General features: G+C 46.4%; 18 protein-coding genes and 1 pseudogene. 12 read left to right on the top strand and 7 right to left on the bottom strand.

Features of this window, described 5'->3' with window-relative positions:
- The first annotated feature begins 102 nt into the window (after positions 1-102).
- The 7 genes from ABW391_RS05065 (at position 103) to ABW391_RS05035 (ending at position 8,185) form a co-directional block, all read left to right on the top strand.
- Complete coding sequence (locus ABW391_RS05065; protein WP_353480747.1) at positions 103-630, top strand: UpxY family transcription antiterminator; 528 nt, start codon at positions 103-105, stop codon at positions 628-630.
- An 84-nt stretch (positions 631-714) separates the two neighbouring features.
- On the top strand, positions 715-1,767 hold the full coding sequence (locus ABW391_RS05060; RefSeq protein WP_353480746.1) for an NAD-dependent epimerase: 1,053 nt from the start codon (positions 715-717) through the stop codon (positions 1,765-1,767).
- 4 nt (positions 1,768-1,771) lie between these two features.
- Positions 1,772-2,530 (top strand): tyrosine-protein phosphatase, encoded by a 759-nt coding sequence (locus ABW391_RS05055; protein WP_353480745.1) that lies wholly within the window; start codon positions 1,772-1,774, stop codon positions 2,528-2,530.
- A gap of 5 nt (positions 2,531-2,535) precedes the next feature.
- Positions 2,536-3,648 (top strand): non-hydrolyzing UDP-N-acetylglucosamine 2-epimerase, encoded by a 1,113-nt coding sequence (wecB, locus tag ABW391_RS05050; RefSeq protein ID WP_353480744.1) that lies wholly within the window; start codon positions 2,536-2,538, stop codon positions 3,646-3,648.
- Positions 3,649-3,813: 165 nt separating this feature from the next.
- On the top strand, positions 3,814-4,614 hold the full coding sequence (locus tag ABW391_RS05045) for a polysaccharide biosynthesis/export family protein (RefSeq protein WP_353480743.1): 801 nt from the start codon (positions 3,814-3,816) through the stop codon (positions 4,612-4,614).
- Positions 4,614-5,759, top strand: a complete 1,146-nt coding sequence (locus ABW391_RS05040; protein WP_353480742.1) for a UDP-galactopyranose mutase — start codon at positions 4,614-4,616, stop codon at positions 5,757-5,759. The genes ABW391_RS05045 and ABW391_RS05040 overlap by 1 nt, the downstream gene beginning before the upstream one ends.
- 2 nt (positions 5,760-5,761) lie before the next feature.
- The gene (locus ABW391_RS05035) at positions 5,762-8,185 is read left to right on the top strand and encodes a GumC family protein (RefSeq protein ID WP_353480741.1); all 2,424 of its coding nucleotides are present in this window, start codon (positions 5,762-5,764) and stop codon (positions 8,183-8,185) included.
- A 66-nt stretch (positions 8,186-8,251) separates the two neighbouring features.
- Here ABW391_RS05035 and ABW391_RS05030 read toward each other — a convergent pair whose 3' ends face one another.
- A complete protein-coding gene (locus tag ABW391_RS05030; protein ID WP_353480740.1) occupies positions 8,252-9,481 on the bottom strand; it encodes a hypothetical protein in 1,230 nt (409 codons plus the stop codon).
- A gap of 626 nt (positions 9,482-10,107) precedes the next feature.
- Here ABW391_RS05030 and ABW391_RS05025 point away from each other — a divergent pair.
- The 3 genes from ABW391_RS05025 to ABW391_RS05015 are packed head-to-tail and all read left to right on the top strand — an operon-like array spanning position 10,108 to position 13,881.
- Positions 10,108-11,559 (top strand): RapZ C-terminal domain-containing protein, encoded by a 1,452-nt coding sequence (locus ABW391_RS05025; protein ID WP_353480739.1) that lies wholly within the window; start codon positions 10,108-10,110, stop codon positions 11,557-11,559.
- Between the two features lie 22 nt (positions 11,560-11,581).
- Positions 11,582-13,078 carry a lipopolysaccharide biosynthesis protein gene (locus ABW391_RS05020; protein ID WP_353480738.1) on the top strand — a complete coding sequence of 499 codons (1,497 nt, stop codon included), beginning with the start codon at positions 11,582-11,584 and terminating at the stop codon, positions 13,076-13,078.
- 2 nt (positions 13,079-13,080) lie between these two features.
- Complete coding sequence (locus tag ABW391_RS05015; RefSeq protein WP_353480737.1) at positions 13,081-13,881, top strand: SDR family NAD(P)-dependent oxidoreductase; 801 nt, start codon at positions 13,081-13,083, stop codon at positions 13,879-13,881.
- Positions 13,882-13,908: 27 nt separating this feature from the next.
- Here the strand turns inward: ABW391_RS05015 and ABW391_RS05010 are convergent, their stop codons facing one another.
- The 4 genes from ABW391_RS05010 to ABW391_RS04995 form a co-directional block, all read right to left on the bottom strand.
- Positions 13,909-15,729 carry a M56 family metallopeptidase gene (locus tag ABW391_RS05010; protein WP_353480736.1) on the bottom strand — a complete coding sequence of 607 codons (1,821 nt, stop codon included), beginning with the start codon at positions 15,727-15,729 and terminating at the stop codon, positions 13,909-13,911.
- A gap of 30 nt (positions 15,730-15,759) precedes the next feature.
- The gene (locus ABW391_RS05005; protein ID WP_353480735.1) at positions 15,760-16,122 is read right to left on the bottom strand and encodes a BlaI/MecI/CopY family transcriptional regulator; all 363 of its coding nucleotides are present in this window, start codon (positions 16,120-16,122) and stop codon (positions 15,760-15,762) included.
- A 174-nt stretch (positions 16,123-16,296) separates the two neighbouring features.
- On the bottom strand, positions 16,297-17,394 hold the full coding sequence (locus ABW391_RS05000) for a metallophosphoesterase (RefSeq protein ID WP_353480734.1): 1,098 nt from the start codon (positions 17,392-17,394) through the stop codon (positions 16,297-16,299).
- 190 nt (positions 17,395-17,584) lie between these two features.
- The gene (locus ABW391_RS04995) at positions 17,585-18,394 is read right to left on the bottom strand and encodes a TrmH family RNA methyltransferase (protein WP_502916313.1); all 810 of its coding nucleotides are present in this window, start codon (positions 18,392-18,394) and stop codon (positions 17,585-17,587) included.
- Between the two features lie 100 nt (positions 18,395-18,494).
- Between ABW391_RS04995 and ABW391_RS04990 the strand changes: the two genes are divergently transcribed.
- A complete protein-coding gene (locus ABW391_RS04990; RefSeq protein WP_353480820.1) occupies positions 18,495-19,385 on the top strand; it encodes a class I SAM-dependent methyltransferase in 891 nt (296 codons plus the stop codon).
- A 7-nt stretch (positions 19,386-19,392) separates the two neighbouring features.
- On the opposite strand, the gene ABW391_RS04985 is transcribed toward ABW391_RS04990, so the two are convergent.
- Positions 19,393-19,929: a hypothetical protein gene (locus tag ABW391_RS04985; RefSeq protein WP_353480732.1), complete on the bottom strand. Its 537-nt coding sequence runs from the start codon at positions 19,927-19,929 to the stop codon at positions 19,393-19,395.
- A gap of 107 nt (positions 19,930-20,036) precedes the next feature.
- On the opposite strand from ABW391_RS04985, the gene ABW391_RS04980 reads away from it, so the two are divergent.
- Positions 20,037-21,947, top strand: coding sequence for a glutamate-cysteine ligase family protein (locus tag ABW391_RS04980; RefSeq protein WP_353480731.1), 1,911 nt, complete (start codon positions 20,037-20,039; stop codon positions 21,945-21,947).
- 83 nt (positions 21,948-22,030) lie between these two features.
- On the opposite strand, the pseudogene ABW391_RS04975 reads toward ABW391_RS04980, so the two are convergent.
- Positions 22,031-22,249 (bottom strand): annotated as a pseudogene (locus ABW391_RS04975) (S41 family peptidase); the annotation flags it as partial.

The raw sequence follows: 22,249 nt of genomic DNA, 5'->3' as shown, positions 1-22,249 counted from the left end.
GAAATATCCATGACCAGATTGATGTGAGATGAGTAGAGTGGTTCCTTCCTCTCATTCTTATAAAAAAAACGGTAAGAACACTAAGCAGTAAAAACTGACACTATGCTTCACGCTTCAGAACCTCGCTGGTTTGCGGTTTGCACCAGGTATAAAAGGGAAAAATTGGTGAGCAAGTACTTGCAGGACAAAGGCATTCAATGCTATTTGCCTTTGCAGAAGGTGACGCGTTTGTACACACGCAAGATCAAAAAATTGGAGATCCCGCTGATCAATTGTTACGTTTTTGTACAAATCATCAAGGAACAATACGTTCCAGTTCTCGAAGTACCAGATGTAGTTCAGTTTTTAAAAACCGCCAGGGAATTGATCGCCATTCCAGAAAAGGAGATTGAAATATTGCGGCGGATCACTGGTGAAATTCCCAATGTAGAAGTCGATCAAGGGGTATTGAAAATTGGTGAAGAGGTTGAAATCATCAGCGGAAGTTTGTTTGGCATGCGCGGTAGGTTATTGCAAGGATTAGGCCCCAAAAACTTCGTTGTTGAACTAGAAAACCTGGGGTATTCCCTCCGCATGCAGATGGCCCCTGAAATATTGCGGCCATTGTCCAACAAACGGGGTGCTGCATAAACAAACGATTGAATCAAATGGTGATTTTGAAGAAAATATTTACTTTCACAAAATTCACTGATCATAAAGATTTTATACTCAAAGATGAAACGCATACTGGTTACCGGAGCTGCAGGATTTATTGGCTTTCACTTGTCAACAAAGTTGCTCGAACGAGGAGATTTTGTGATTGGGCTAGACAGCCTGAATGACTATTACGATGTAGAGTTGAAATATGCGCGCCTGGCACAGTTGGGGATTGCCCGCAATACCATTGAAAAGGGGCAGCTTTGTACCGGCAATCAACCCAATTTTTCCTTTATTCAATTGCAATTGGAAGATCAGGCTGGATTGGAAAAATTGTTTAAAGAACAAGCCTTCGATGTGGTAGTCAATCTGGCCGCCCAAGCGGGCGTTCGATACAGCCTGACCCATCCGCATGCCTACATCAACAGCAACATTATTGGCTTTGTCAATATTCTGGAATGCTGCCGCTATCAGGACGTCAAGCATCTGGTATACGCAAGTAGCTCCAGCGTGTATGGTCTCAATTCCGCAATGCCCTTTTCTACCGCAGACAATGTAGACCATCCGGTATCTTTGTATGCAGCCAGTAAAAAGAGCAACGAATTGATGGCGCATACCTACAGCCATTTGTTTGGTTTACCCACCACCGGCTTGCGCTTTTTTACCGTTTACGGCCCTTGGGGGCGTCCGGATATGGCTTTGTTTTTATTTACCAAAGCCATCCTGGCAGGTGAGCCGATCAAGGTTTTCAATGAAGGCAAGATGATCCGTGATTTCACTTACGTAGATGACATTGTTGAAGGCATCATTCGGGTAGCGGATCGCGTGCCAAGCCCCAATCCGAATTGGAATCCAGCGGTGGTTGATCCGGCGCATTCAAGTGCACCTTATCGGATATACAATATTGGCAACAACCAACCCATTCAGTTGGCCGAATTTATTGAGGCCATTGAACAGGCATTGGGCAAAACCGCCATCAAAGAATTGTTGCCCATGCAACCTGGGGATGTGGCTGCTACTTTTGCTGACGTGAGTGAGCTGGAGGCAGATACTGGATACAAACCAGCTACTACCGTACATACAGGAATTCAACGCTTTATTGATTGGTACCGGGTTTACTATCAAGTTTAAGTCTATGTTTGGTAATTTATTCTCCCGCACACAAAAAAAGGATGAAATTCCTCCACAGGATTTTTCCGTATTGAACACGGATATGCACTCGCACCTCATTCCGGGGATTGACGATGGTGCCAAAACGTTGGAAGAAAGCCTTGAACTGGTGCGTGGACTAATCAAATTGGGCTTTTCGGGTGCAATTACTACACCGCATGTAATGGGGGATTATTACCCCAACAATGGTGCCATCATCAGTAGTGGCTGCATCACGTTGCAAGAAGCCATTCGGCGTGAAGGATTAAACTTTCGGCTGGAAGCTTCTGCGGAATACAATATAGACAGTTACACAGCGGAGCTATTTGAACAAGGCGATATTCTTTTTATGCCAGGTAAACGCATCTTGGTCGAATTGTCTTTTTTTGCGCCTCCGCCAGACCTGGAAAACCGCATTTTTCAGTTGCGGATCAAGGGGTATTATCCCATTTTGGCCCATCCCGAGCGATACAGTTATTACATGGGCAGCAGATCAGACATCGAACGCATCTGTGATTTAGGATGTGATTTACAGGTGAATATCTTGTCTCTGGCCGGATATTATGGCAATTCAATCGCAAAATGGGCCAAAACTTTAGTTGAAGCAGGGATGGTAAGCTATTTGGGAACCGACATGCACCACATCCGGCATTTGAAAGCGTTGGAAGATGCCCTCAAGCACAAGGATATTTTGCGCTTGTTGCAGCGGTATTCATTCAAAAACAAAGACCTTTTTAACGAATAATCCACATGAAAATTCTCAACATCGTTGGCGCTCGGCCCAATTTCATGAAGGTAGCACCCTTGCACCGGGCTTTCCAACGTCACCCAGCGCTGGAATCAAAAATTGTACACACCGGTCAGCATTACGATGCCAAGATGAGTGATGTGTTTTTTACCCAGTTGGAGATGCCCAAGCCCGATTATTTTCTGGGTATTGGCGGAGGGTCACATACCCAGCAGACTGCGAAAATCATGCTGGCTTTTGAGGAGGTGTTGGAAAAAGAAAAACCCGACTTGGTTTTGGTTGTTGGCGACGTCAATTCTACCATTGCCTGTGCGTTGGTTGCGGTAAAAATGAATATTCCGGTTGCACACGTTGAAGCGGGTTTACGTAGCGGCGATCGTGGGATGCCCGAAGAAATCAACCGCATCCTGACCGACAGTATTTCTGACTACCTCTTCGTGACAGAAATGAGTGGCATGATCAATTTGGCCAAGGAAAATGTTCCCGACGAGCGTATTTTCTTCGTCGGCAACTGTATGATAGATTCTTTGGTACATTACCAGGCGCGGGCAAGGCAATTGTCCTATGACCAAGTTTTGCCTGGAAAACCAGCGGTGGAAGATCAAAGCTACATCCTGATGACCATGCACCGGCCCTCCAATGTTGATTTTCAGGAAGGCTTATCGGCCATCTTGAGCATCATTGAGGATGCTGTACAGTGTAAGCAAGTGGTATTTCCTGTGCACCCGAGGACACTCAAAAACATGGAAACCCATGGCTTGCTGGCGCGTTTTGAGCGCATCCCTAACCTGATTACCGCCGAGCCGTTGGGCTATTTGGAGTTTTTGCGCCTGATGGAAGGAGCGGCAATGGTGATCACGGATTCGGGGGGCATCCAGGAAGAAACCACTTTTTTGCAAACCCCCTGTCTTACGTTTCGAAGCAGTACCGAACGTCCCATTACGGTGGAATTAGGCACAAATACACTTTTGGCAGACCTCAACCCCCAAACCGTGCACGAGCACATGATGGCGATATTAGAAGGGCGCGCCAAAAAAGGAACCATCCCTCCATTTTGGGATGGCCAGGCCGCAGAACGTATTGCCGAGGTTTTGCTTGACATTAAAGCACACTAACGCAGAAAAATTAACTTCCCGATTTTGGGTTTTGAATAGGAAGTCGAACGGTTCATTTCAAGTGAGCTTCCTATTCAAAAGCCCCTCAAAAAATCGGGAAGTAATTTTTTGCGTCATACTAATAATTAACTTGTTGCAAGTTTGCATCAGCTCAAAAGTTTACCCATGCGGATTTTGTATTTCTTGACCCTCATCTGTTTGACTTTTTCTTGTGTACAGCACAAGCAATTGGTCAATTTCAATCAAGGCCCATTGCCGATCAACAAAGTTGAATCGATTGTCAACTCCATCGATTTGAACATCCAACCCGAAGACTTGATTCAGATCAACCTGTCCAGTTTTGAACCCAAAGCCTTGTTGGCATTCAATGCCCAAGCTGGTGCAGCGGGCCAACAAAACAATCTGATGCAGCAGAGTACCAGTGGAACAGGCGTTTCTACGCTGGAATTGTTTACGGGCTATTTTGTGGATAAGGATGGATACATCGATTTTCCGGTAATTGGCCGGGTAAAGGTAGGTGGGTTAACCTTGGGCGTTGCTCGAGATACCTTGCTCAATCGGGTGCGTCCCTATGTATCTGACGCCGTGGTCAGTATGCGTTTTCTCAACCTGAAGATCACCATTTTGGGAGAAGTAATGCACCCGGGGCTAGTCCGACTTTCGAACAAAAGAGTCACCGTACTTGAGGCCATTGGCATGGCTGGTGATTTAACGCCATATGCAGATAGGACAAACATCTTATTGGTACGCGAAAAAGATGGGCAGCGTCAATACGTCGAGATGAATTTGCAAGATCCAACCATCTTTGCATCGTCCTTTTTTTACCTTGAGCAAAATGATTTCATCTACGTCAAACCAACCAAAGCAAAGGTTGGAGGAATTACCGATCAGACAAGCCGAATTTTTTCTTTTGGATCAGCAGGATTGTCATTGATCACGTTGCTCATCGCCATCTTTAAAAATTGATGCTACCCATCCACATTGTCGGTTCAGGACTGACCGGAGCTACGATGGCCCGGTTGCTGGCAGACCAAGGCTTGCCTGTAAAAGTATTTGAGCGACGCGAACACGTAGGGGGCAATGTGCACGATTTTATGCACGAAAGCGGCATTCGGGTGCATACCTACGGGCCTCATTATTTTCGTACAAGTTCCCCGCTCATCTGGGATTTTGTGCAGCGTTTTGGCCGTTTTTATCGGCACGAAGCGATTGTGAAATCATGGGTAGATGGCCAATTCGAAAATTGGCCTGTCTCTGGTGAGTACCTTCGCAGAAATGGACTTTGGCCAATGTCTAATCCGAAGTCAAAAGGATTAAACACTTCCGGCGATACTTTTGAGGCTGCGGCCTTGCGCATGATGCCGGCAGCGGTGTACGAAAAATTTGTTAAACCCTATACCCACAAGCAGTGGGGGATACGGCCTGATCAGCTTGATGCAGCACTGGCCAAACGTTTTGAAGTGCACCACGATGATGACCCACATTTGACCCCTCGCCACCGCTGGCAAGGATTGCCTGAAGATGGATATGCCGCCTGGATGCTCAAGATGCTGGAAGGGATAGAGGTGCATCTTGGCGTGGATTATCTGGAGCATGCTGATGCATTGGGCAAGGCATCGATTACGGTTTTCACGGGGCCTATCGATGCTTATTTTGGATTTGACCTGGGGCGTTTGCAGTACCGTGGCCAGCAACGGGTGCATGAATTTTTACCCGAAACAAGCTGGTATCAACCCTGCGGACAAGTGAATAACCCGAGTTTTGACACCGGACAACACATCCGAACCCTGGAGTGGAAGCACCTGATGCCAACTGCAGCACAGCAGCAAATCCAGGGAACCGTAATCACTCGTGAAACCCCATTTAGTCCTCAGGATATTGATCATTACGAATATCCTTTTCCTGATTCCCAAAACCAGAAACTTTTTAAACAATATCAAAAACGAGCCCAACAAATTCCCAACTTGTTGATTTGTGGGCGACTAGGTGAATATTGTTACTACGATATGGATCAGGCCATTGGCCGTGCTATGGTGTTGGTAAAGCAACACATACTTCCTGTATTGACTGTAAATACTGAACCTCAATTAGTAAACCTTTCGTATTTTTGACCATGGACACTTTACAATCTGCACCCTTTAACAATGATGGTTCTCTCTCTACTCCAAGTGGAAATAAAGAGCTGGATCTCAAGTATTTTTTCTTCCTTTTTCTACGCAATTGGTACTGGTTGTTGTTGGGACTTATGATCGGTTATGGCATCGCCTGGCTGAATTTGCGCTACGCAACCAATATTTATCAGGTAGGTGGAAGCATCTTGCTGGAAGACAACGCCAAAAGCAGTATCTCAGAAGAGATCATCACGGAAAAACTGGGACTGGAACAAGAGTCAAATGTAGACGACCAGATCCAGGTGCTCAAATCGACTACCCTGATGCGTCGGGTGGTAGATTCTCTGCACCTCAACGTCACTTACTTTACGGTAGGACGGGTCAAAACCAGTGAAATGTACAGTCCAAATTGTCCAGTGGTTTTGGTAGATGCCGCTCCCAGGGTGCTCTCTTATGGCTCTTCGATTCGACTAAGAACCCTCAATGACTATGATTTCATTTTGGTAAAAGGTGAAAATGACACCCTGACTTGTCATTACGATACACCTTTTGTACTCAACCAAATCCAGTATGTATTGCAACGCCGATCCAGTACGCTTCCCGGTACCGAATTTTTGATTCGGATCAGTTACCCAGAGACCACTGCTGCTGATTATGCCAACAAATTGGTTATTCAGCCTGTACCTGGCTCAAATGTGCTCAACCTGAGTATGCGCGACCCGGTTGCTGAAAAATGCATCGACTTGTTTAAAACGCTGGTGTCTGAATTTGACCACAGTCAAATTGAAATCAAAAACGAGTCGGGTCGCAAAACGCTCCAATTCATTGATGAACGATTAGGGTTTATCACCAAAGAGCTCTATAGTGTAGAAAAAGATGTAGAAGGGTATAAACGCAGCAGGGATTTGCCCGTAGCCATTGAAAGCAAAGCGAGTGAATACTTGACCAAGGTCTCATCTGCCGATGAACAAATGATGGAACTAGACCTGCGACTCAGCATGCTCAATGCCATAGAGAAGCAAGTCAATGACCCTGCCGGACGCTATCGAGCGTTGCCGCTCAGTTCGGAGTTGCTGGCCAATAGCGCAGCCTCGGAAACCATCAAAGCTTACAATGAGTTACTTCAGGAACGGAGCTCACTGATTGTGACGGCCAGTGCTTCCAATCCTGCGGTAAAAGCACTGGATAAAAAATTGGAAGAATTGCGTGCGCCCATGTTGGACAATTTTGTCGTGATCCGGCGCGAACTCAACGAGCGCCGTAACCGGGTAGCCCAGCGATTGGCACCCATTCAGCGAAAAATCAATGCCATTCCAACTTACGAAAGGGAATTGCTGCAAATACTTCGACAACAACAGATCAAAGAGCAACTCTTCCTGTTTTTATTGCAAAAAAGAGAAGAAACCGCGTTGAGTGTAGCCGCTCAAGTGTCCAATACGCGCACACTCAATCCTCCAGTTGGATTGGGGCTGGTTTCTCCCGATAGCCGCCGTACTTATACCCTGTATTTGTTTATGGGATTCTTGATTCCAGGCATCATCGCTTTTATGTTCGACTATTTCAACAATCGGGTGTACGATGAATCGGATATCAAACGGCATACCAATGCACCGTTTTTGGGGGGTATTATGCAATCATCTGCTGGAAAATCCATCGTAGTCAGCCAAAGTAGTCGCTCGGCAATAGCAGAGATGTTTCGGATGCTGCGTACCAATTTGCAATATTTGGCCAAGGGAGAATCCAAGAAAGTCATTTTGGTGAGTTCCAGTGTAAGTGGAGAAGGCAAAAGTTTTATCACCATCAATCTAGGCATTAGTATTTCTCTTTCGGGGCAAAAAACCCTTTTGCTTGGTTTGGACATCCGCAAGCCAAAGCTCAGTCGTTACCTCACCGGGGTACAATCAGAAACGGGGGTAACCAACTACCTGGTGGGTCAGGCTACGCTTGACGAAATCATCAAACCTTTGCCAGACAATCCGATGGTCGATTACCTGGATTGTGGGCCGATTCCACCTAACCCCGCCGAGTTGTTGATGAGTGATACCACCCGTCAATTGTTTATCGAGCTCCGCAAGCGCTATGAATACATCATCGTGGATACCGCTCCAATTGGTTTGGTAACCGATGCCCTGCTGCTCAATCAGCATATTGATCAAACCATTATCGTTACGCGATTTGGTATGAGCCGTACCCCTTTCTTGCGCATGATTCAGGATATTTACAGCAATAAAAAATTGCCGCAAGTAGGAGTAGTACTCAACGGACTTAAAGCCAGGGCTGGCTATGGTTATGGCTACGGTTACGGTTACAGTTCATCTTATGGTCAAGGTTATGGCTATGGGTACGGGAGCGAGTATTTTGACAAAGAGACCCCTCGCCGCCGCTGGAGTTGGAAAAGCATCAAAAGACGATTGAAACTCAAATAAAAAAAAGGGTTGAAGAAACATTTTCTTCAACCCCTTTTTGTGTATGTCTATTCAATTGTAAACGTACTATTTTATACGTACATTAAAAGAAACTTCATTGTACTTGGCGGTACGGTCTTGGTTTTCAGCCCAACTTGATGATCCGTGCAAAAGCCGCAAGTGCAATGATTGCCATTGAATCCCTGTAACAGTCTGAAAACCATTGTATGTAAAATCAGGACAGCGAGCTACGAAGCCTTTACTTACACTGGAATAACCATAGAAATTCACCTTAGACGTAGTCACTGCAAAACCCAATCTTACGTCTGGGCCAATACCTGTAGTTTTGCCCTTATTGTTCAAGGACTGTGGCTTGTTTTGGTTGATGCGTGCAGGCATATAGGCTTGTACAGACGTACCGACACCTGTGATCAAGCGCATTACACCATTCGTAAACGGTATTTCTGGACGATACTGAAATGAAACACTACCCCCAGCTAACAGGGATTGAAATCCGGTTCGGCTGCTGCCTCCGTTTTCACCACCATTAGGGTTGGTTCCGTTCATTTTAAAAGAAGCCCAAGCCTCCCATTCTGCTCCCCAAAGCTTGTTGTAGTTGGGAGCGGTTCCTACTCTGATCAGAGTTGCAGTGGTACTATCAGGAGCTTCGTCATAATAAGTGGCGAACAAAGATTGAAAACCTGCACCTACTTCAAGGGCGCCAAAATCATTTAAGAGAGAATTGGCAACTTGACCAAAAGACCGTTCATTGGAATTGTTGGATGTTTTCAATAATACATCTACATAGTTTTGATACAGAACAGATAGTGCATCAATGGCTTCAGTCGATGACGCACTGTAACTTGCTTCTGCTTCAGCCAATGCAGCTTTGTCAACCTTCAAACTGTCACGGTATTTGTCAAACCCGGATTGCAAGGTCGTCAAATTATCAACCCAGCCAGCATCTACCCGATCCAATCCTTTCTTAATGGTCTCTGCGTCATTAGCAGGAACATCAGTCAAGAAACCCTCAAGGATAGAACGACCAGCTTTCCAGACCTGCAAAATAGAGTCGATACCTGCAGTTGGATTGGCAGTAGGGATTCCTGCCTTTAAGTCTTCAAAAAGGTCAATTTGTAGCTCATCGCCTTTTTGAACACCCTCGATGATGCCCCTTAAGTCGGCAAGAAGTTGAACTTTTTCAGACTTACTCAGACTTTTAAACAAAGACTCATAGTCTTTTGTGATTTGGGCTTGCAAGGGTTTTACAACACCAAGTGCCACCATACACAAAATGGCAATTAATAGTTTCTTCATGGTTTTATAATTTAAATTTGTTGATGCCAAAAATGAATATTGTCAAAGGGCATAGCGCTGCCAGGTTGATATAGGGTTTAATCTATACCAAATGCCCTTGAAAATAAAAGCGATTGAGAATTGCAAAAGCAAGTCTACTTGCATCAAAGACTGGTGATTTTCCAGTTGATGCAATTCCAATTTAAAAATGTAATAGCCTGAATAAATAATGCTGATCTGAATGCTAAGGGGGGATAAACAAGTATTGGCTTGTCAAAAACCTTGACAAACCTCAAGCATCAGAAATAGAATGTAGATAGAATAAGCTCTTGAAAAGTTCGAAATACAATTGAATCGAAAGAAAATTGGGAAATTAAAACAGGTGTGAAAAAAGCGTAGTGATTAGATTCGGAGTGTTGCTTCCCGATAAATTCTTGTTCAATAATACTCTAAGTGATTACGAATTCAATATGATTACTTGATATGCTACAAAGATAAAATCTATTTCTAAAATAATCAAGTTTAAATAAATATTTAATGTATTTTTTTAACAACTACCGCACATCAGGTAGGACTAGCAGGGAAGAAGCATCGAAAATCAGCGTATTTTTTTTAGCTTTGCGGCAAATGTTGTGAAACGCATTGGAATGACGCCACAAAAAATAGAAGCTGCACTAGCAGAATTGTACGAAAACTGGGCTGGAGAAAGCCCAACTTTGATACTGCCTTTGGCTCCCTCAGGCTCCGAACGCATCTATTACCGTTTACAAGGCCTCGAACGTGCTGCGATTGGCACCTACAGCCCCAACGATAAAGAAAGCAAGGCTTTTTTGGAGTACAGTCGCCATTTTCACGGCAAATCGCTGCCTGTTCCTGAAGTTTATATGGCCGATTTAAATGCCAAGGTATATTTGCAGGAAGATTTGGGTTCTACAACTTTGTACAGCTTTTTGCTACAAACGGATGATTATTTTCCGGATTACCTCGCCCAGATTTACAAGCGGGTAGTGGAGCAACTGGCGCGGCTGCAAATCATTGGGGGCAAGGATCTGGATTATACGCACAGCTACCCCAAACCTTCATTCGACAAGGAATCAATGTTTTGGGACCTGAATTACTTCAAGTACCATTTCCTGATGCTCACCAAAGTGCGCTTTGACGAGCAAGCCCTCGAAAAAGACTTTCATGCGCTGGCAGATTACCTCCTTACTGCCGATGATCAATACTTCATGTTTCGCGATTTTCAGTCGCGCAACATCATGATCAAAAGCGGGGAGCCTTATTTTATCGATTACCAGGGCGGACGGCGTGGCGCTTTGCAATATGATTTGGCGTCGTTGCTGTACCAGGCCAAGGCCAATATTCCAACAGACATCCGCCAGGAAATTCTACACCACTATATAAAGGTAGCGGGAGAACTGACGCCCATCAACCCGGATACTTTTGTGGAGCATTACAACGGCTACGTGTTGATTCGCAACATCCAGGTGTTGGGGGCATATGGCTTCCGGGGTTTGTTTGAGCGCAAGGAGCATTTTTTGAAAAGCATTCCCCACGCCTTGCGCAACATCAAAGGCTTGTTGGAAAACTGGCAATTGCCCATCGAATTGCCCCACCTGCGCGAAGCACTGCAACGCATTCTCGATTCCAAGAAATTCGAACCTTTCAATAAAATCAAGAGCAGTACCAGTTTGCTTACTGTGGGCATCAACAGTTTTTCGTACCACGCCAGTGGCATTCCTGAAGACAACAGCGGCAACGGTGGCGGCTTTGTCTTTGATTGTCGGTTTCTTCACAATCCTGGGCGGTACGAGCCGTACAAAAAACTGACGGGCAGAGACGAATCGGTCATCAATTTCCTGAAGCAGCACAGCACCATGGACGAGTACCTCCACAATGTGTGCCGAATTGTCGATGCCGCAGTAGAAGACTACATCGAACGCAGCTTCACCAACCTGACGGTCAATTTTGGCTGTACTGGCGGGCAGCACCGTTCGGTTTATGCCGCAGACACGCTAGCCAAGCATTTGAAGGAAAAATACGGCGTCAGGGTAGTGTTGCACCACATTGAGCAGGAGAAAAAAAACTGGGAGAACTAAACCAGCATATACGCGCGAAACCATGAGTTTAATCAAGAAATTGGCTGGAGAAACAGCAATATATGGCATGAGTAGCATTTTGCCGCGCTTGCTCAATTTTGTGTTGCTCACCCCGTTTCTGACTCGGATACTCAGCAAAGCCGATTACGGGATTTTTAGCGATTTGTATTCTTATGTAGCCCTGTTCAATATCCTGCTGACTTACCGCCTGGAAACTGCTTATTTTCGCTACGCGCAAAAATCAGAGGATGCCCCTAGGGCTTTTTCTACCGCCACTTTATTTCTGTTGGGTTCTACGCTGCTGTTTACCACGATCGCCCTTTTTTTGGTGCAGCCAATTGCCAACTTTCAGCAGTATCCCGATCATCCTGAATTCATCGTCACATTGATTTTGATCCTGGCCTTGGATACCCTTACCGCCATCCCTTTTGCACGCCTGCGATTTGCCAACCGGCCCTTGCGCTTCATGGGCATCAAGTTGACCAACGTGATCGTCAATGTGATTTTGGTGTTTTTTTACCTGTATTTCTGTCCGGTACTGGAGCAACAACCGGCCTGGCAGTGGTTGCAAATTCTGCATTTCAAAGACAATATGGTGGCCGATGTGTTTCTGGCCAATGTAGTGGGCAGCGCCGTGAATGTGCTTCAGGTCTTGCCCAGTTATTTCCGCATCAGCATGCCGCTGGATTGGGTTTTACTCCGACAAATGTTGCGCTATTCCTTCCCGTTGATCATTGCAGGCGTGGCGGGAGTGATCAATCAGCTGATCGGCACGCCCTTATTGAAATACCTGGGAAGTGGCAACCTGAAATCCAATCTGGCCGATGGGGGCGTCTATTCAGCCGCCACCAAAATCCCGGTAATGATGAATCTTTTTACCCAGGCCTTCAATTACGCCGCGGAGCCTTTCTTTTTTCGCAATGCCAATGAAAAAGGTTCGGAAAGAGTGTATGGTCAGGTAGCGCAAGCCTTTACATTGGTCAGTTGTGTTGCTTTCCTGGGCATCATGCTGAACATTGATTGGGTGGGTTTGTTTTTGGGAAAAAGCTTCCGCGAGGGTTTAGCGACGGTACCGGTTTTGCTATTGGCCAATTTGTTTTTGGGTCTTTTTACCACCTTTTCGATTTGGTACAAACTTGTGGATCGCACTGCGGTGGGCGGATGGATTGCGCTAGGCGGGTCGCTGATCACCATCGTGCTGAATGTGGTGCTCATCAAACAAGGTTTCAGTTACTATGCACCAGCCTGGACGGCTCTGGTTTGCTATGTATTCATGACCGTTACCAGCTATTGGGCGGGTCAAATATACCATCCCATCAAATATCCGTTGGGGCGGATGGTGGCTTATCTGTTGCTCGCAATCCTGGCATATGGATTGAGCGAAGTGGTGCGTTATTGGGCAAAAGACAACTTGATGGTGATATTGAGCATCAATTTTGTCATACTCCTTGCTTATTTTGTGGCCATTATTTGGATCGAAAAACCACTGGTTCTGCGCCTGCTGGGGCGGAAGAGTTAACTATGGAAAAGAAATTCACACTCATTACTGGTGCCAGCATGGGCATTGGCCGTGCGTTGGCAGAAGAATGCGCCCAAAGGGGCCGCAATATTTTGATGGTGGCATTGGAAGGGCCGGAGTTGCAAACCGCAGCTACCGAAATTGCCCAAAAATACCAGGTGGAGGTACATCCTCTGGGCATTGACCTGACGGCCCCCGATGCACCTTTGCAGGTATACAATTGGAGCCAGGAAAATGGCTACAGCGTAGACATGCTCATCAACAATGCGGGGTTTGGAAAAGGCGACATCATGGAACGGGTTCCGTTGGTCGTTTACCAAACCATGTTGCGCCTCAACAACCAGGTGCCGTTTGAACTGACCTATCATTTTTTACCGCACCTGAAGCAGCAAAAACAAGCATATATCCTCAATACCAGCAGCATGGAAGGTTTGATGCCGATGCCTTTTAAAGCGGCCTACACTTCTACCAAGCATTTTGTGACGGCATTTTCGCTCTCCTTGCGCGAAGAATTGGCCGATACCAGCATCAGCGTAAGTACCTTGTGCCCTGGGCCGGTAGTTACCAACGAGGATGGCCTCAAACGCATTCAGCGCAGCGGACCCAAGGCCAAACTGGTCGTGATGTTTCCACACCAGGTAGCCCCCATTGCGATCAATGGCCTGCTGCGTGGCAAACGCATCATCATTCCAGGAGTAGTCAACCAGATTATGATCTTGTTGAACAATGTATTGCCCCTGGCGTTGCGGATGAGGATGTTGCGAAAAATTGGATCAGCGATCATTCCGAAGAAGGAGGTCTGAGTTGGGGATCAACTCAGACCTGATGTTTCATTCCGTGTCTATTTCCAAGCGGAGGCCCGCCTTGTCTTGCCGTTTGGGCGTAAGTGTTCCCTCATAGTAGTAAATCACCACGTCTTCAAAGAGGGTCATTTTGGTGATTTTGGTAATATCGATTGTCGGTAAGGATGATTTGAAAGGATGGCCGTTGACAATCACCGTGAATGGCTTTTTGGCATCAATATAGGTTTGGATGCGCTCCTTTACCCCCTGAAAAATTTCGCTTTTAACCGGAATGCGGTAACCAGTACTCCCTTGGGTTCCAATTTCCATCCAATTATTTGCAGCTAAGGAACTCATTTTTTCTTTGAGGATATTGGCTTCTACTTCGCCAACTTTTATGCGGTAAGGCTCCAGTTTTTTGAAATCTGTAGGTAAACCTGCGGTAATGATTTTGGTGCCTTTCGGCCAATTGTTCGAAATCATTTTGTCCAGAAAAGAAGTGGAAAAATTCAAACTTCCACAACCATATTTTTCCGCACTAAACACTACTGGTAATTCGTCGCTGGCCTCAAAAGAAGAGGTACATTTTCCTCCACTTTCATTGTTCATGGTTACTCCAATGAGTTTGCCGTTTTCAGAAGTGATGAATTCGATCTTTTTACCCAGTGGGAACTTTTCATTTTTCAACTTTTCCAATTCTGCTGCACTCATGTTGGGGTCAAAAACAAGGTAGAATTGCTTGATGGTGTCTTCAACTGGTTTTGTGTCTTCTGGTCTGGACAGCGCTATTGAGGTTTCCGTTGCTGATGCATTCGTGCTAATTGAACTGATCGCCTTGCTTTTGGCAATGCTGTTGAGCGTGATCGGTTCTACTTTCTGTTTGCCATCGAGAGCAACTCGTGATTGACCCGCATCCGAATTGATGCTCTGGATGGCTTTCAATGGCCGATTAAAAAAGGTCAGGCCAGGCAGTACAAATGCAATCAATGCATACCTCAAAGCATAAGCCTTGGGCGAATTTTTTCGATTCATCATTTTGATTCTTTCTTTAAGGAGTGAGTAATTGAAGGAAGTAGAAAGGGAGTTTGAAGGCTCCGCATTCACCCAGTTGAGCAGGCTCAGCTGGTAGCGTTTTTTATTGCCATGCTGATGCAATACGCTGCGATCAGCCAGGTATTCGAGGTTGCACTCCACCAAACGGCGGTACATCCAGGCGGCAGGATTGAACCATTGCCAAACCAGATTCAATTCGGCGAGTAAAATATCGAAAGTATGTTTTTGACGAACATGCGCCAGTTCATGCGTGAGGATCAACTCGCTTTCTGTCTGGTCAAACCAGGATTGTGGGACAAAAATGACCGATCCAAAAGCAAAAGGAGACAGCTTCGTGTGGCAAATGGCCAGTTGGTAGCCATCCCTTTGCTCAATGCGCGCTTTGCGGTATAATTTCAACAACGATAGTACTTGCAACAACATCCGAACACTCATCAACCCCACGCCGAGTAGGTAAATGCACAATAACACTTGTCTGTAGTTGATTGGGGTAGGGGTAGGTGCCACTTTCGGGGTGGTCACTCCCTGAGTCATTGGGTTTTCCTCAAAAACGGCAATGTTATCTGGCAGATCTGTGTCCGTTGATGCGGTGCTGGTTTGGGTGGTTGGCGCAAGTGAAACAGGCTTTTGCCATACCGTCCACTCTGCTGGCAAGTGGATCAGCGGCAAAGCAATGGATCCAAGCAGAATGCTCAAGAGTAGCGCTCGATTCCAGTTGAGAAAAGTGCTGCGCCAAAACAACAACCAATAAACCAGGGTACCGCCCAGGAGTAGCCCTGCAGATTCCAATAAGTAGAGTGGAAAGTGAGCTGACATGTATTTTACAATATGGGGTGTTGGTAATGTCTATTCTTCTCCGCGTTCTATGGCCTTTAAGATATCTTTCAGTTCTTCCGGAGTAATTTTTTTCTCACGGGCAAAAAATGCCACCATATTCTTGTAGGAGTTGTCGAAGTATGCCGCCATCGAATCGCCCAAAAATTGCTTTTGGTAGGTTTCCTTGCTGATCTTGGGATAATAGCGATGGGTGCCTCCAAAGTCTTCGTGCGCCAGATAGCTCTGGCTTTCCAGTTTACGGATCACGGTCGATACCGTGTTGTAGTGCGGTTTGGGGTGAGGAAGCAGCTCGATCACGTCTTTGACAAAAGCGTGTTCCAGTTTCCAAATCGCTTGCATCAGTTCTTCTTCTTTGCGGGTAAGTCGCTTCATCGTATTGGATGTTTGTTTTACAAAGCTATAACTATTTTTTTAGTTTACAAACTATTTTTGTAGTTTAATTAAGCAGAAAAATTAACTCCTGATTTTTTGCGTCATACTTAATAAAAAAACCACCAACGCAAATCAATGCATTGGTGGTTTCTGATTTATAAACCCCATCATTCTTTACATCGCGCCTCTTTTTCCATTCTGGTCAATGCGAAAAAACTTCCCTTCTTCAACCAGCAAAGCCGTAGAATAAGGATCATTGTGTCGGGTATCGATGGCAATCACTCTCCCGCCATAGATCATTCGCACGGCGTTGACCAAAGTATGGCCGATCACGATTCTTTTGGCGTTGAATTTTCTCAAGGTATCATCGATGTCAGATTCTACTGCCTTTGCCAGCACGTAGTCGCGGTACCACAATGGGCCGTTGGCATCGTACAAAAACTGGAGTACCTCATCGTTGATGCGGAATACATCTTCCTTGATGAAATAAAATGGGCGCATCATGGCGTTGATATCGGTCAGTGATTTGTCAAGGCCGTTGAGGTCGGGGGCAAGTCCGCCATGTACAAAAATTAGATCGCCAATTTTTTCCACAGTATTTTTGGTACCCAACCAGCGCCCCAATTCTGAGGAGGGTTTGTACCAATTGCCATAAGGTTCCTTGATCAAATCCGCATTGCGCATGTACTTGCTTTGCACATATCGGAAATCGTTTGACATGTTCAGGATTTCGTGGTTGCCCAAAATCAAATGGACGTAGCCGCCCGCCGCTTTGGCTTTTTCTTCCAGGTTATAAATGAGCCACAAGCATTCGGTGACATTCTGTCCCCGGTCTACAAAATCGCCCACCAGAACCAGGTGCCCCTTGCCAAAAATCCAGTTGTATTGTTCGTCTATCACTTTTTGGGAAGTCAAAAAACGCCGAAAAGCTTCAAAATTGCCTTCGATATCGGAGATGGCAATGAGTTTATCCACTTTGGGGTATTCTGTATTTTCATTTTTCAGCTTGCCCTTCAGCTTGGTGCTGAAATTCCATTCAGGATGCTTGGTAAAGTGACATTCTACTTTGAGGTCTTCCCGATGTTTGGTATCCAGGGAGTCAATTTGAGCAACTGCAACGGTATCTTCCATCCGCACTTGCTTGATGAAGATTTTGTTTTTGCGGTAAAAGATATGTGGGCCATCGGTATCTGCTTTACCCGGAGTTGCAGGTAAGGGCGTTTCTGATTGGGCAAAAATGCCGTTTGAACCAACCAAAAAGCAGAGTATCATAAATTTTACAAAAAAAAGGGCTGAATTTTTCATGCTCATTTAAGTCGCTTGTGATCAATATAAACGCTCACGTAGCTAAAAAAAGCTTGTTTGGCTTTCTGTTTTCTTTTCAAAATAAAAAATTTCTCAAGGACTGTATTTCAAGTCTACAGCAAGCGTTTTTCATTATGACGAAATATAGTATAAATAGCTACATTTTTCTTTGTCTCAAAGCTTCAAATAACAAAATAGCCGTTGAAACCGAAACATTCATGGAATCTACACGCCCGTACATTGGGATGATGACGCGTTTTTGGGCGGCATTTACCCAAAATTCAGAAATGCCATCGGCTTCCGTGCCCATTACAAACGCCACCGCCGCGCTAAAATCGCATTCAAAATAGGGAAAACTGGCCTCTAAATGCGTGGCAAAAATGGTAATGTGTTGTTCCTTCAACCATTCTAGCGCCTCACTTGCCGTGGCTGTAAACGTAGGCACTGTAAATACAGCGCCCAAACTGGCGCGAATCACGTTGGGGTTGTACCAATCGGTTTGGGGGTCGCAGAGCAGTACCGCATTAACCCCTGCTGCATCAGCGGTGCGCAAGATTGCACCAAGATTGCCAGGCTTTTCTACGGTTTCGAGTACCAGAATGAGGGGCTTTGGGTCGGTTTTAAAATCAGCCAGGGGACGATCGGGTATTTGCAAGACGGCCACTACATTGGGCACATTGGCACGGTAAGCAATTTTTTCCATGACGGGGTTGCTTACTTCTATCAGTTTGGACGTGGCCGTAGGCTGGTATTGCAGCAATGCCTGAAGATCGGCCTCTGAAGTAAGGTTGGGATCGTAAAGCAGGTGCTCGATGCCATACCCCGCCCCCAAGGCCATGCCAACCTCAATGAGGCCTTCGGCCACCAGCAAACCCTGCTTGCGCCGTTCGCGTGCCTTATCCAGCAAGATTCCAATGTTTTTAATCAGTGGATTTTGCAGACTGCTGATTATCTTTGTCGCTGACATATCTAAAATACTTACACCTCCTTAAATCAAGTGTCAAAACTGCATAAAATCATGCACTTTGCATACCGGACACTCGATTTATTTTGAGGCATTAGCGACTATGCTGGCATTACCACTTCCCTCTTTTGAGGACTACGCGCTGATCGACAGCGGCAATTTCAAAAAACTGGAACGGTTTGGGCAATTTATTTTGTCGCGTCCCGAACCTCAGGCCATTTGGTCGCCAGCATTGAGCGAAGCGGAATGGGCGAAAAAAGCACATGCCACCTTCAATCGAAAAACCGGCGCCGCCACCACTGCCGAAGATGGCAATTGGGAACTCAAGCCCGGTATGCCCGATCAGTGGTACATTCGCTACGATTTTGAGGGCATGCACCTCAATTTTCGCCTTGGACTCACTTCCTTCAAGCACGTGGGGATTTTTCCGGAGCAAGCCGAAAACTGGAACTACCTCTTCCATGGACTGCAAAAAATGAGCCTGGATCAACCGCTGGTACTCAACCTGTTTGCTTACACCGGGGGAGCATCTTTGGCGGCCAAAGCGGCCGGAGCAGATGTGGTGCATGTAGATTCAGTAAAACCAGTGGTCAGTTGGGCCCGCCAAAACATGGAAGCCAGCCAGTTGGACAACATCCGCTGGACGGTGGAAGATGCCCTCAAGTTTGTGCGCAAGGAGGCCAAACGCGGCCGCAAATACCAGGGAATCATCCTGGATCCGCCAGCTTATGGCCGTGGCCCGGAAGGGGAGAAGTGGCTGTTGGAAAAGCATTTGCCAGAATTGATGGAATTGTGTGGCCAAATCCTGGATCCCGAGCATCACGTATTGATTCTGAATCTTTACTCCATGGGCTTTTCGGCGCTCATCGCCGAAAATCTGGCCAAACAATACTTCCCTTTTGCCAAAGACATCGAAAATGGCGAATTGTATATTCCTGATCAGGCGGGACGAAAATTGCCATTAGGCGTTTTTGCCCGATTCTGGAAAGCATAATTGCTGGCTACTTCACAGCTTCAAACACCATATCCAAACGCGTCGAAATGGCAGTAGGCGAAACGGCACCAGACTTCACATAAAAAAGAATTTCCAATTTGAATCGGTCGCGAATCAAGGTTCTGCGCAAGTTGGGCAAAGACGGATTCAGGTTGATGCGCGACCCTATCCGGCGGTCGTCGTTGTACACGATATTGAAAGCTTCATCGGTGGAAAAGCATTGCTGCGACTTGCTGCGGCATACCCGAATCGCAACTTCGCGCAAAAAAGAATAATCGCCATTGCCCTGAATAGAACTCAAAGTTGCCGCAACCGGGCGAATTTCGGTGATCAGGGCGGTATCGACGTTGGCATTTTTGGCTAGGGCAATGGTGCCAGTGGTCAGGTTGTCTAATTCAAACACTCTGGGCAGCACCCCACTCAATCCAGCAGGAATATCAAAAGTGATGTTGGGAATCTGGATCTCAAACAGCCGCTCGCGTTTGTCCTTTTTGCACGTGGTGAAAAGGATCAACAACAAAAAAATCGGAAATATTCTGCGCATCTTGGATGGTTGTCTTGGTAAAACTTCAAACGCGGATTGGGCTTTTAAATTTTTACAGCAACGACGAATAACAACAATCCTTATTTTGTGCCAAACAATCAACCAAGATGGCTTCAATAGCTGAGTCTCCACCGATGCTGACTTTTATGCGTGCCTTGCTCACCGACATCGAAGCCGTAGAATACATGCTCAACCACCAGTGGTTTGAAACGGGGGTGTCCCGCATTGGCGCCGAACAAGAGATGTGCCTGGTGGATGCAAAAACCTTCAAACCACTGCCGCTGGCCGTTGAAGTGCTGGAATTGATGAAAGATTGCCCTTGGCTGGATTACGAGTTGGCGCGCTTCAACCTGGAAGTCAACCTCAATCCCCAGGATTTTACAGGCAACTGCTTCAATTTGATGGAACAGGAAATCCACCAGCGGCTTCAGTACATTCGGGAGCATATTGGGGGGCTGGGAGCCGATTTGATCTTGACGGGCATTCTTCCCACCATCCGCAAATACGACCTGGAACGGCACAACCTGACACCCCGTGAGCGCTACAACCTGCTCATCGATGCGATGACGGCTCAACGCAATGGACAAGCTTTTGAGTTCAAATTGAGGGGCATTGATGAATTACAAGTTAGACACGACACCCCTTTGCTGGAAGCCTGTAACACCAGTTTTCAGATTCACTTGCAAGTGAACCCCGAAACGTATGCCCAATCCTACAACTTTTCCCTGGCCTTATCTGGCCCAACCCTGGCGCTGGGGGCCAATTCTCCCATTGTTTTTGGCCGCAGGTTGTGGCATGAAAGTAGAATTGCCCTCTTTCAGCAAGCCTTGGATGTGCGGACTACCCATGATCATTTGCGAGAGCGCAGCACTCGGGTCAATTTTGGGAACAACTGGGTAGAACATTCCATTCTGGATATTTACCGGGAAGACCTGGCGCGTTTTCGAACCCTCATCGCGCGGGATATCGAGGAAGACGCAGGAGAAATGATCCGCAATGGCAAAACCCCGAAACTGTTGGCCTTGCGTTTGCACAATTCATCGATTTACCGTTGGAATCGCCCCTATTACGGCATCAGTCCCAATGGCAAACCTCATTTGCGCATCGAAAATCGGATTTTGCCCGCAGGGCCAAGCGTAGTGGATCAAATGGCCAATACCGCATTTTGGACAGGTGCCATGATTGGCTGCCAACTCAGTTATGCGGATGTACGCTCAAAAATGAGCTGGGAAGATACCCGCAGCAACTTTGAAAAAGCAGCCGCTTTTGGGCTGGAATCCAAGTTTACCTGGTTTGATGGAAAAAAAATCAATGCCCGCGATTTGTTGTTGCAGGAGCTCATCCCGCTAGCTCGATTGGGTTTACAGGAGCGAAAAGTAGCCACTGGCGACATTGACCATTACCTGGGCATCGCTGAAGAGCGGGTAAAACGACATACCAATGGGGCGATTTGGCAACTGAATGGGTATTCCCACCTGCGCCGAAAATCTCGGGAAGACGAAGCGCTCGTTACCCTTACTGCCGCAATTCACAACCGCCAAAAACAAAATATTCCTGTGCACGAATGGACATCACCTGGCTTAGGGGATTTGCCGAGTTATCCTGCCCGCAGCCTCAAGGTGGAAGAATACATGACCACCGACTTGTTTACGGTGCAAAAAGACGATTTGATCCACCTGGTGGCCAAATTGATGGATTGGCGGCGCATCCGCTACATGCCCGTCGAAGATGCCAAGGGGCATCTGTGCGGATTGATTACTTCGCGTTTGGTCTTGCGCTTTTTGGCGCAGCAAACCGATTTAGGACAAAAACAATCACCTCAGGTGCAAGACATCATGATTGCGCAGCCCATTTCCGTTCACCCTTCCATGCTCATTCTGGATGCCATCAAACTGATGCGCGACAAAAAAATCGGCTGCTTACCAGTGGTTCAAAACGAAGAACTGGTGGGCATCATCACCGAAAATGACTTTTTAGACATTACGGCAAGGTTGATTGAGCAGTTGGAACGGAGGTGAAGTAGAGAAGATGCGCGCTCACTGAGCGAAGCCGAAGTGCCGCATCTTCTACTTCAACTCCGTTCCAACTGCTCAATCAACCGTCATTTCAGCAACGCTATCGCTCGCTCCAAAACCGTATCTACCCCTTTAGCCTCATCGGCGGGGTTCAAATCCAGTTTGATGTCGGGTGCAACGCCATTTTCAATGACTTGGTTGTCGATGCTGAGGAGCAAGGTTGTCGAAAAGGTATAACTCCAGCCATTGCGCAATTGGCCAGAATAGGGCGCTCCGCCACCACCTCCCGTTTGATCGCCCAGAAT

It is taken from the genome of Haliscomenobacter sp. (assembly GCF_040403615.1).
Taxonomy (GTDB): Bacteria; Bacteroidota; Bacteroidia; order Chitinophagales; family Saprospiraceae; genus Haliscomenobacter.
Note: the sequence above shows the minus strand (reverse complement) of the source record. Positions and strands in the feature narration are given on the sequence as shown.

Bases quoted from the DNA above. Each gene is read 5' to 3' on its own strand.
- ABW391_RS05065 (WP_353480747.1), top strand. From the start codon at position 103: ATGCTTCACGCTTCAGAACCTCGCTGGTTTGCGGTTTGCACCAGGTAT.
- ABW391_RS05060 (WP_353480746.1), top strand. From the start codon at position 715: ATGAAACGCATACTGGTTACCGGAGCTGCAGGATTTATTGGCTTTCAC.
- ABW391_RS05055 (WP_353480745.1), top strand. From the start codon at position 1,772: ATGTTTGGTAATTTATTCTCCCGCACACAAAAAAAGGATGAAATTCCT.
- wecB (WP_353480744.1), top strand. From the start codon at position 2,536: ATGAAAATTCTCAACATCGTTGGCGCTCGGCCCAATTTCATGAAGGTA.
- ABW391_RS05045 (WP_353480743.1), top strand. From the start codon at position 3,814: ATGCGGATTTTGTATTTCTTGACCCTCATCTGTTTGACTTTTTCTTGT.
- ABW391_RS05040 (WP_353480742.1), top strand. From the start codon at position 4,614: ATGCTACCCATCCACATTGTCGGTTCAGGACTGACCGGAGCTACGATG.
- ABW391_RS05035 (WP_353480741.1), top strand. From the start codon at position 5,762: ATGGACACTTTACAATCTGCACCCTTTAACAATGATGGTTCTCTCTCT.
- ABW391_RS05030 (WP_353480740.1), bottom strand. From the start codon at position 9,481: ATGAAGAAACTATTAATTGCCATTTTGTGTATGGTGGCACTTGGTGTT.
- ABW391_RS05025 (WP_353480739.1), top strand. From the start codon at position 10,108: ATGACGCCACAAAAAATAGAAGCTGCACTAGCAGAATTGTACGAAAAC.
- ABW391_RS05020 (WP_353480738.1), top strand. From the start codon at position 11,582: ATGAGTTTAATCAAGAAATTGGCTGGAGAAACAGCAATATATGGCATG.
- ABW391_RS05015 (WP_353480737.1), top strand. From the start codon at position 13,081: ATGGAAAAGAAATTCACACTCATTACTGGTGCCAGCATGGGCATTGGC.
- ABW391_RS05010 (WP_353480736.1), bottom strand. From the start codon at position 15,729: ATGTCAGCTCACTTTCCACTCTACTTATTGGAATCTGCAGGGCTACTC.
- ABW391_RS05005 (WP_353480735.1), bottom strand. From the start codon at position 16,122: ATGAAGCGACTTACCCGCAAAGAAGAAGAACTGATGCAAGCGATTTGG.
- ABW391_RS05000 (WP_353480734.1), bottom strand. From the start codon at position 17,394: ATGATACTCTGCTTTTTGGTTGGTTCAAACGGCATTTTTGCCCAATCA.
- ABW391_RS04995 (WP_502916313.1), bottom strand. From the start codon at position 18,394: ATGTCAGCGACAAAGATAATCAGCAGTCTGCAAAATCCACTGATTAAA.
- ABW391_RS04990 (WP_353480820.1), top strand. From the start codon at position 18,495: ATGCTGGCATTACCACTTCCCTCTTTTGAGGACTACGCGCTGATCGAC.
- ABW391_RS04985 (WP_353480732.1), bottom strand. From the start codon at position 19,929: ATGCGCAGAATATTTCCGATTTTTTTGTTGTTGATCCTTTTCACCACG.
- ABW391_RS04980 (WP_353480731.1), top strand. From the start codon at position 20,037: ATGGCTTCAATAGCTGAGTCTCCACCGATGCTGACTTTTATGCGTGCC.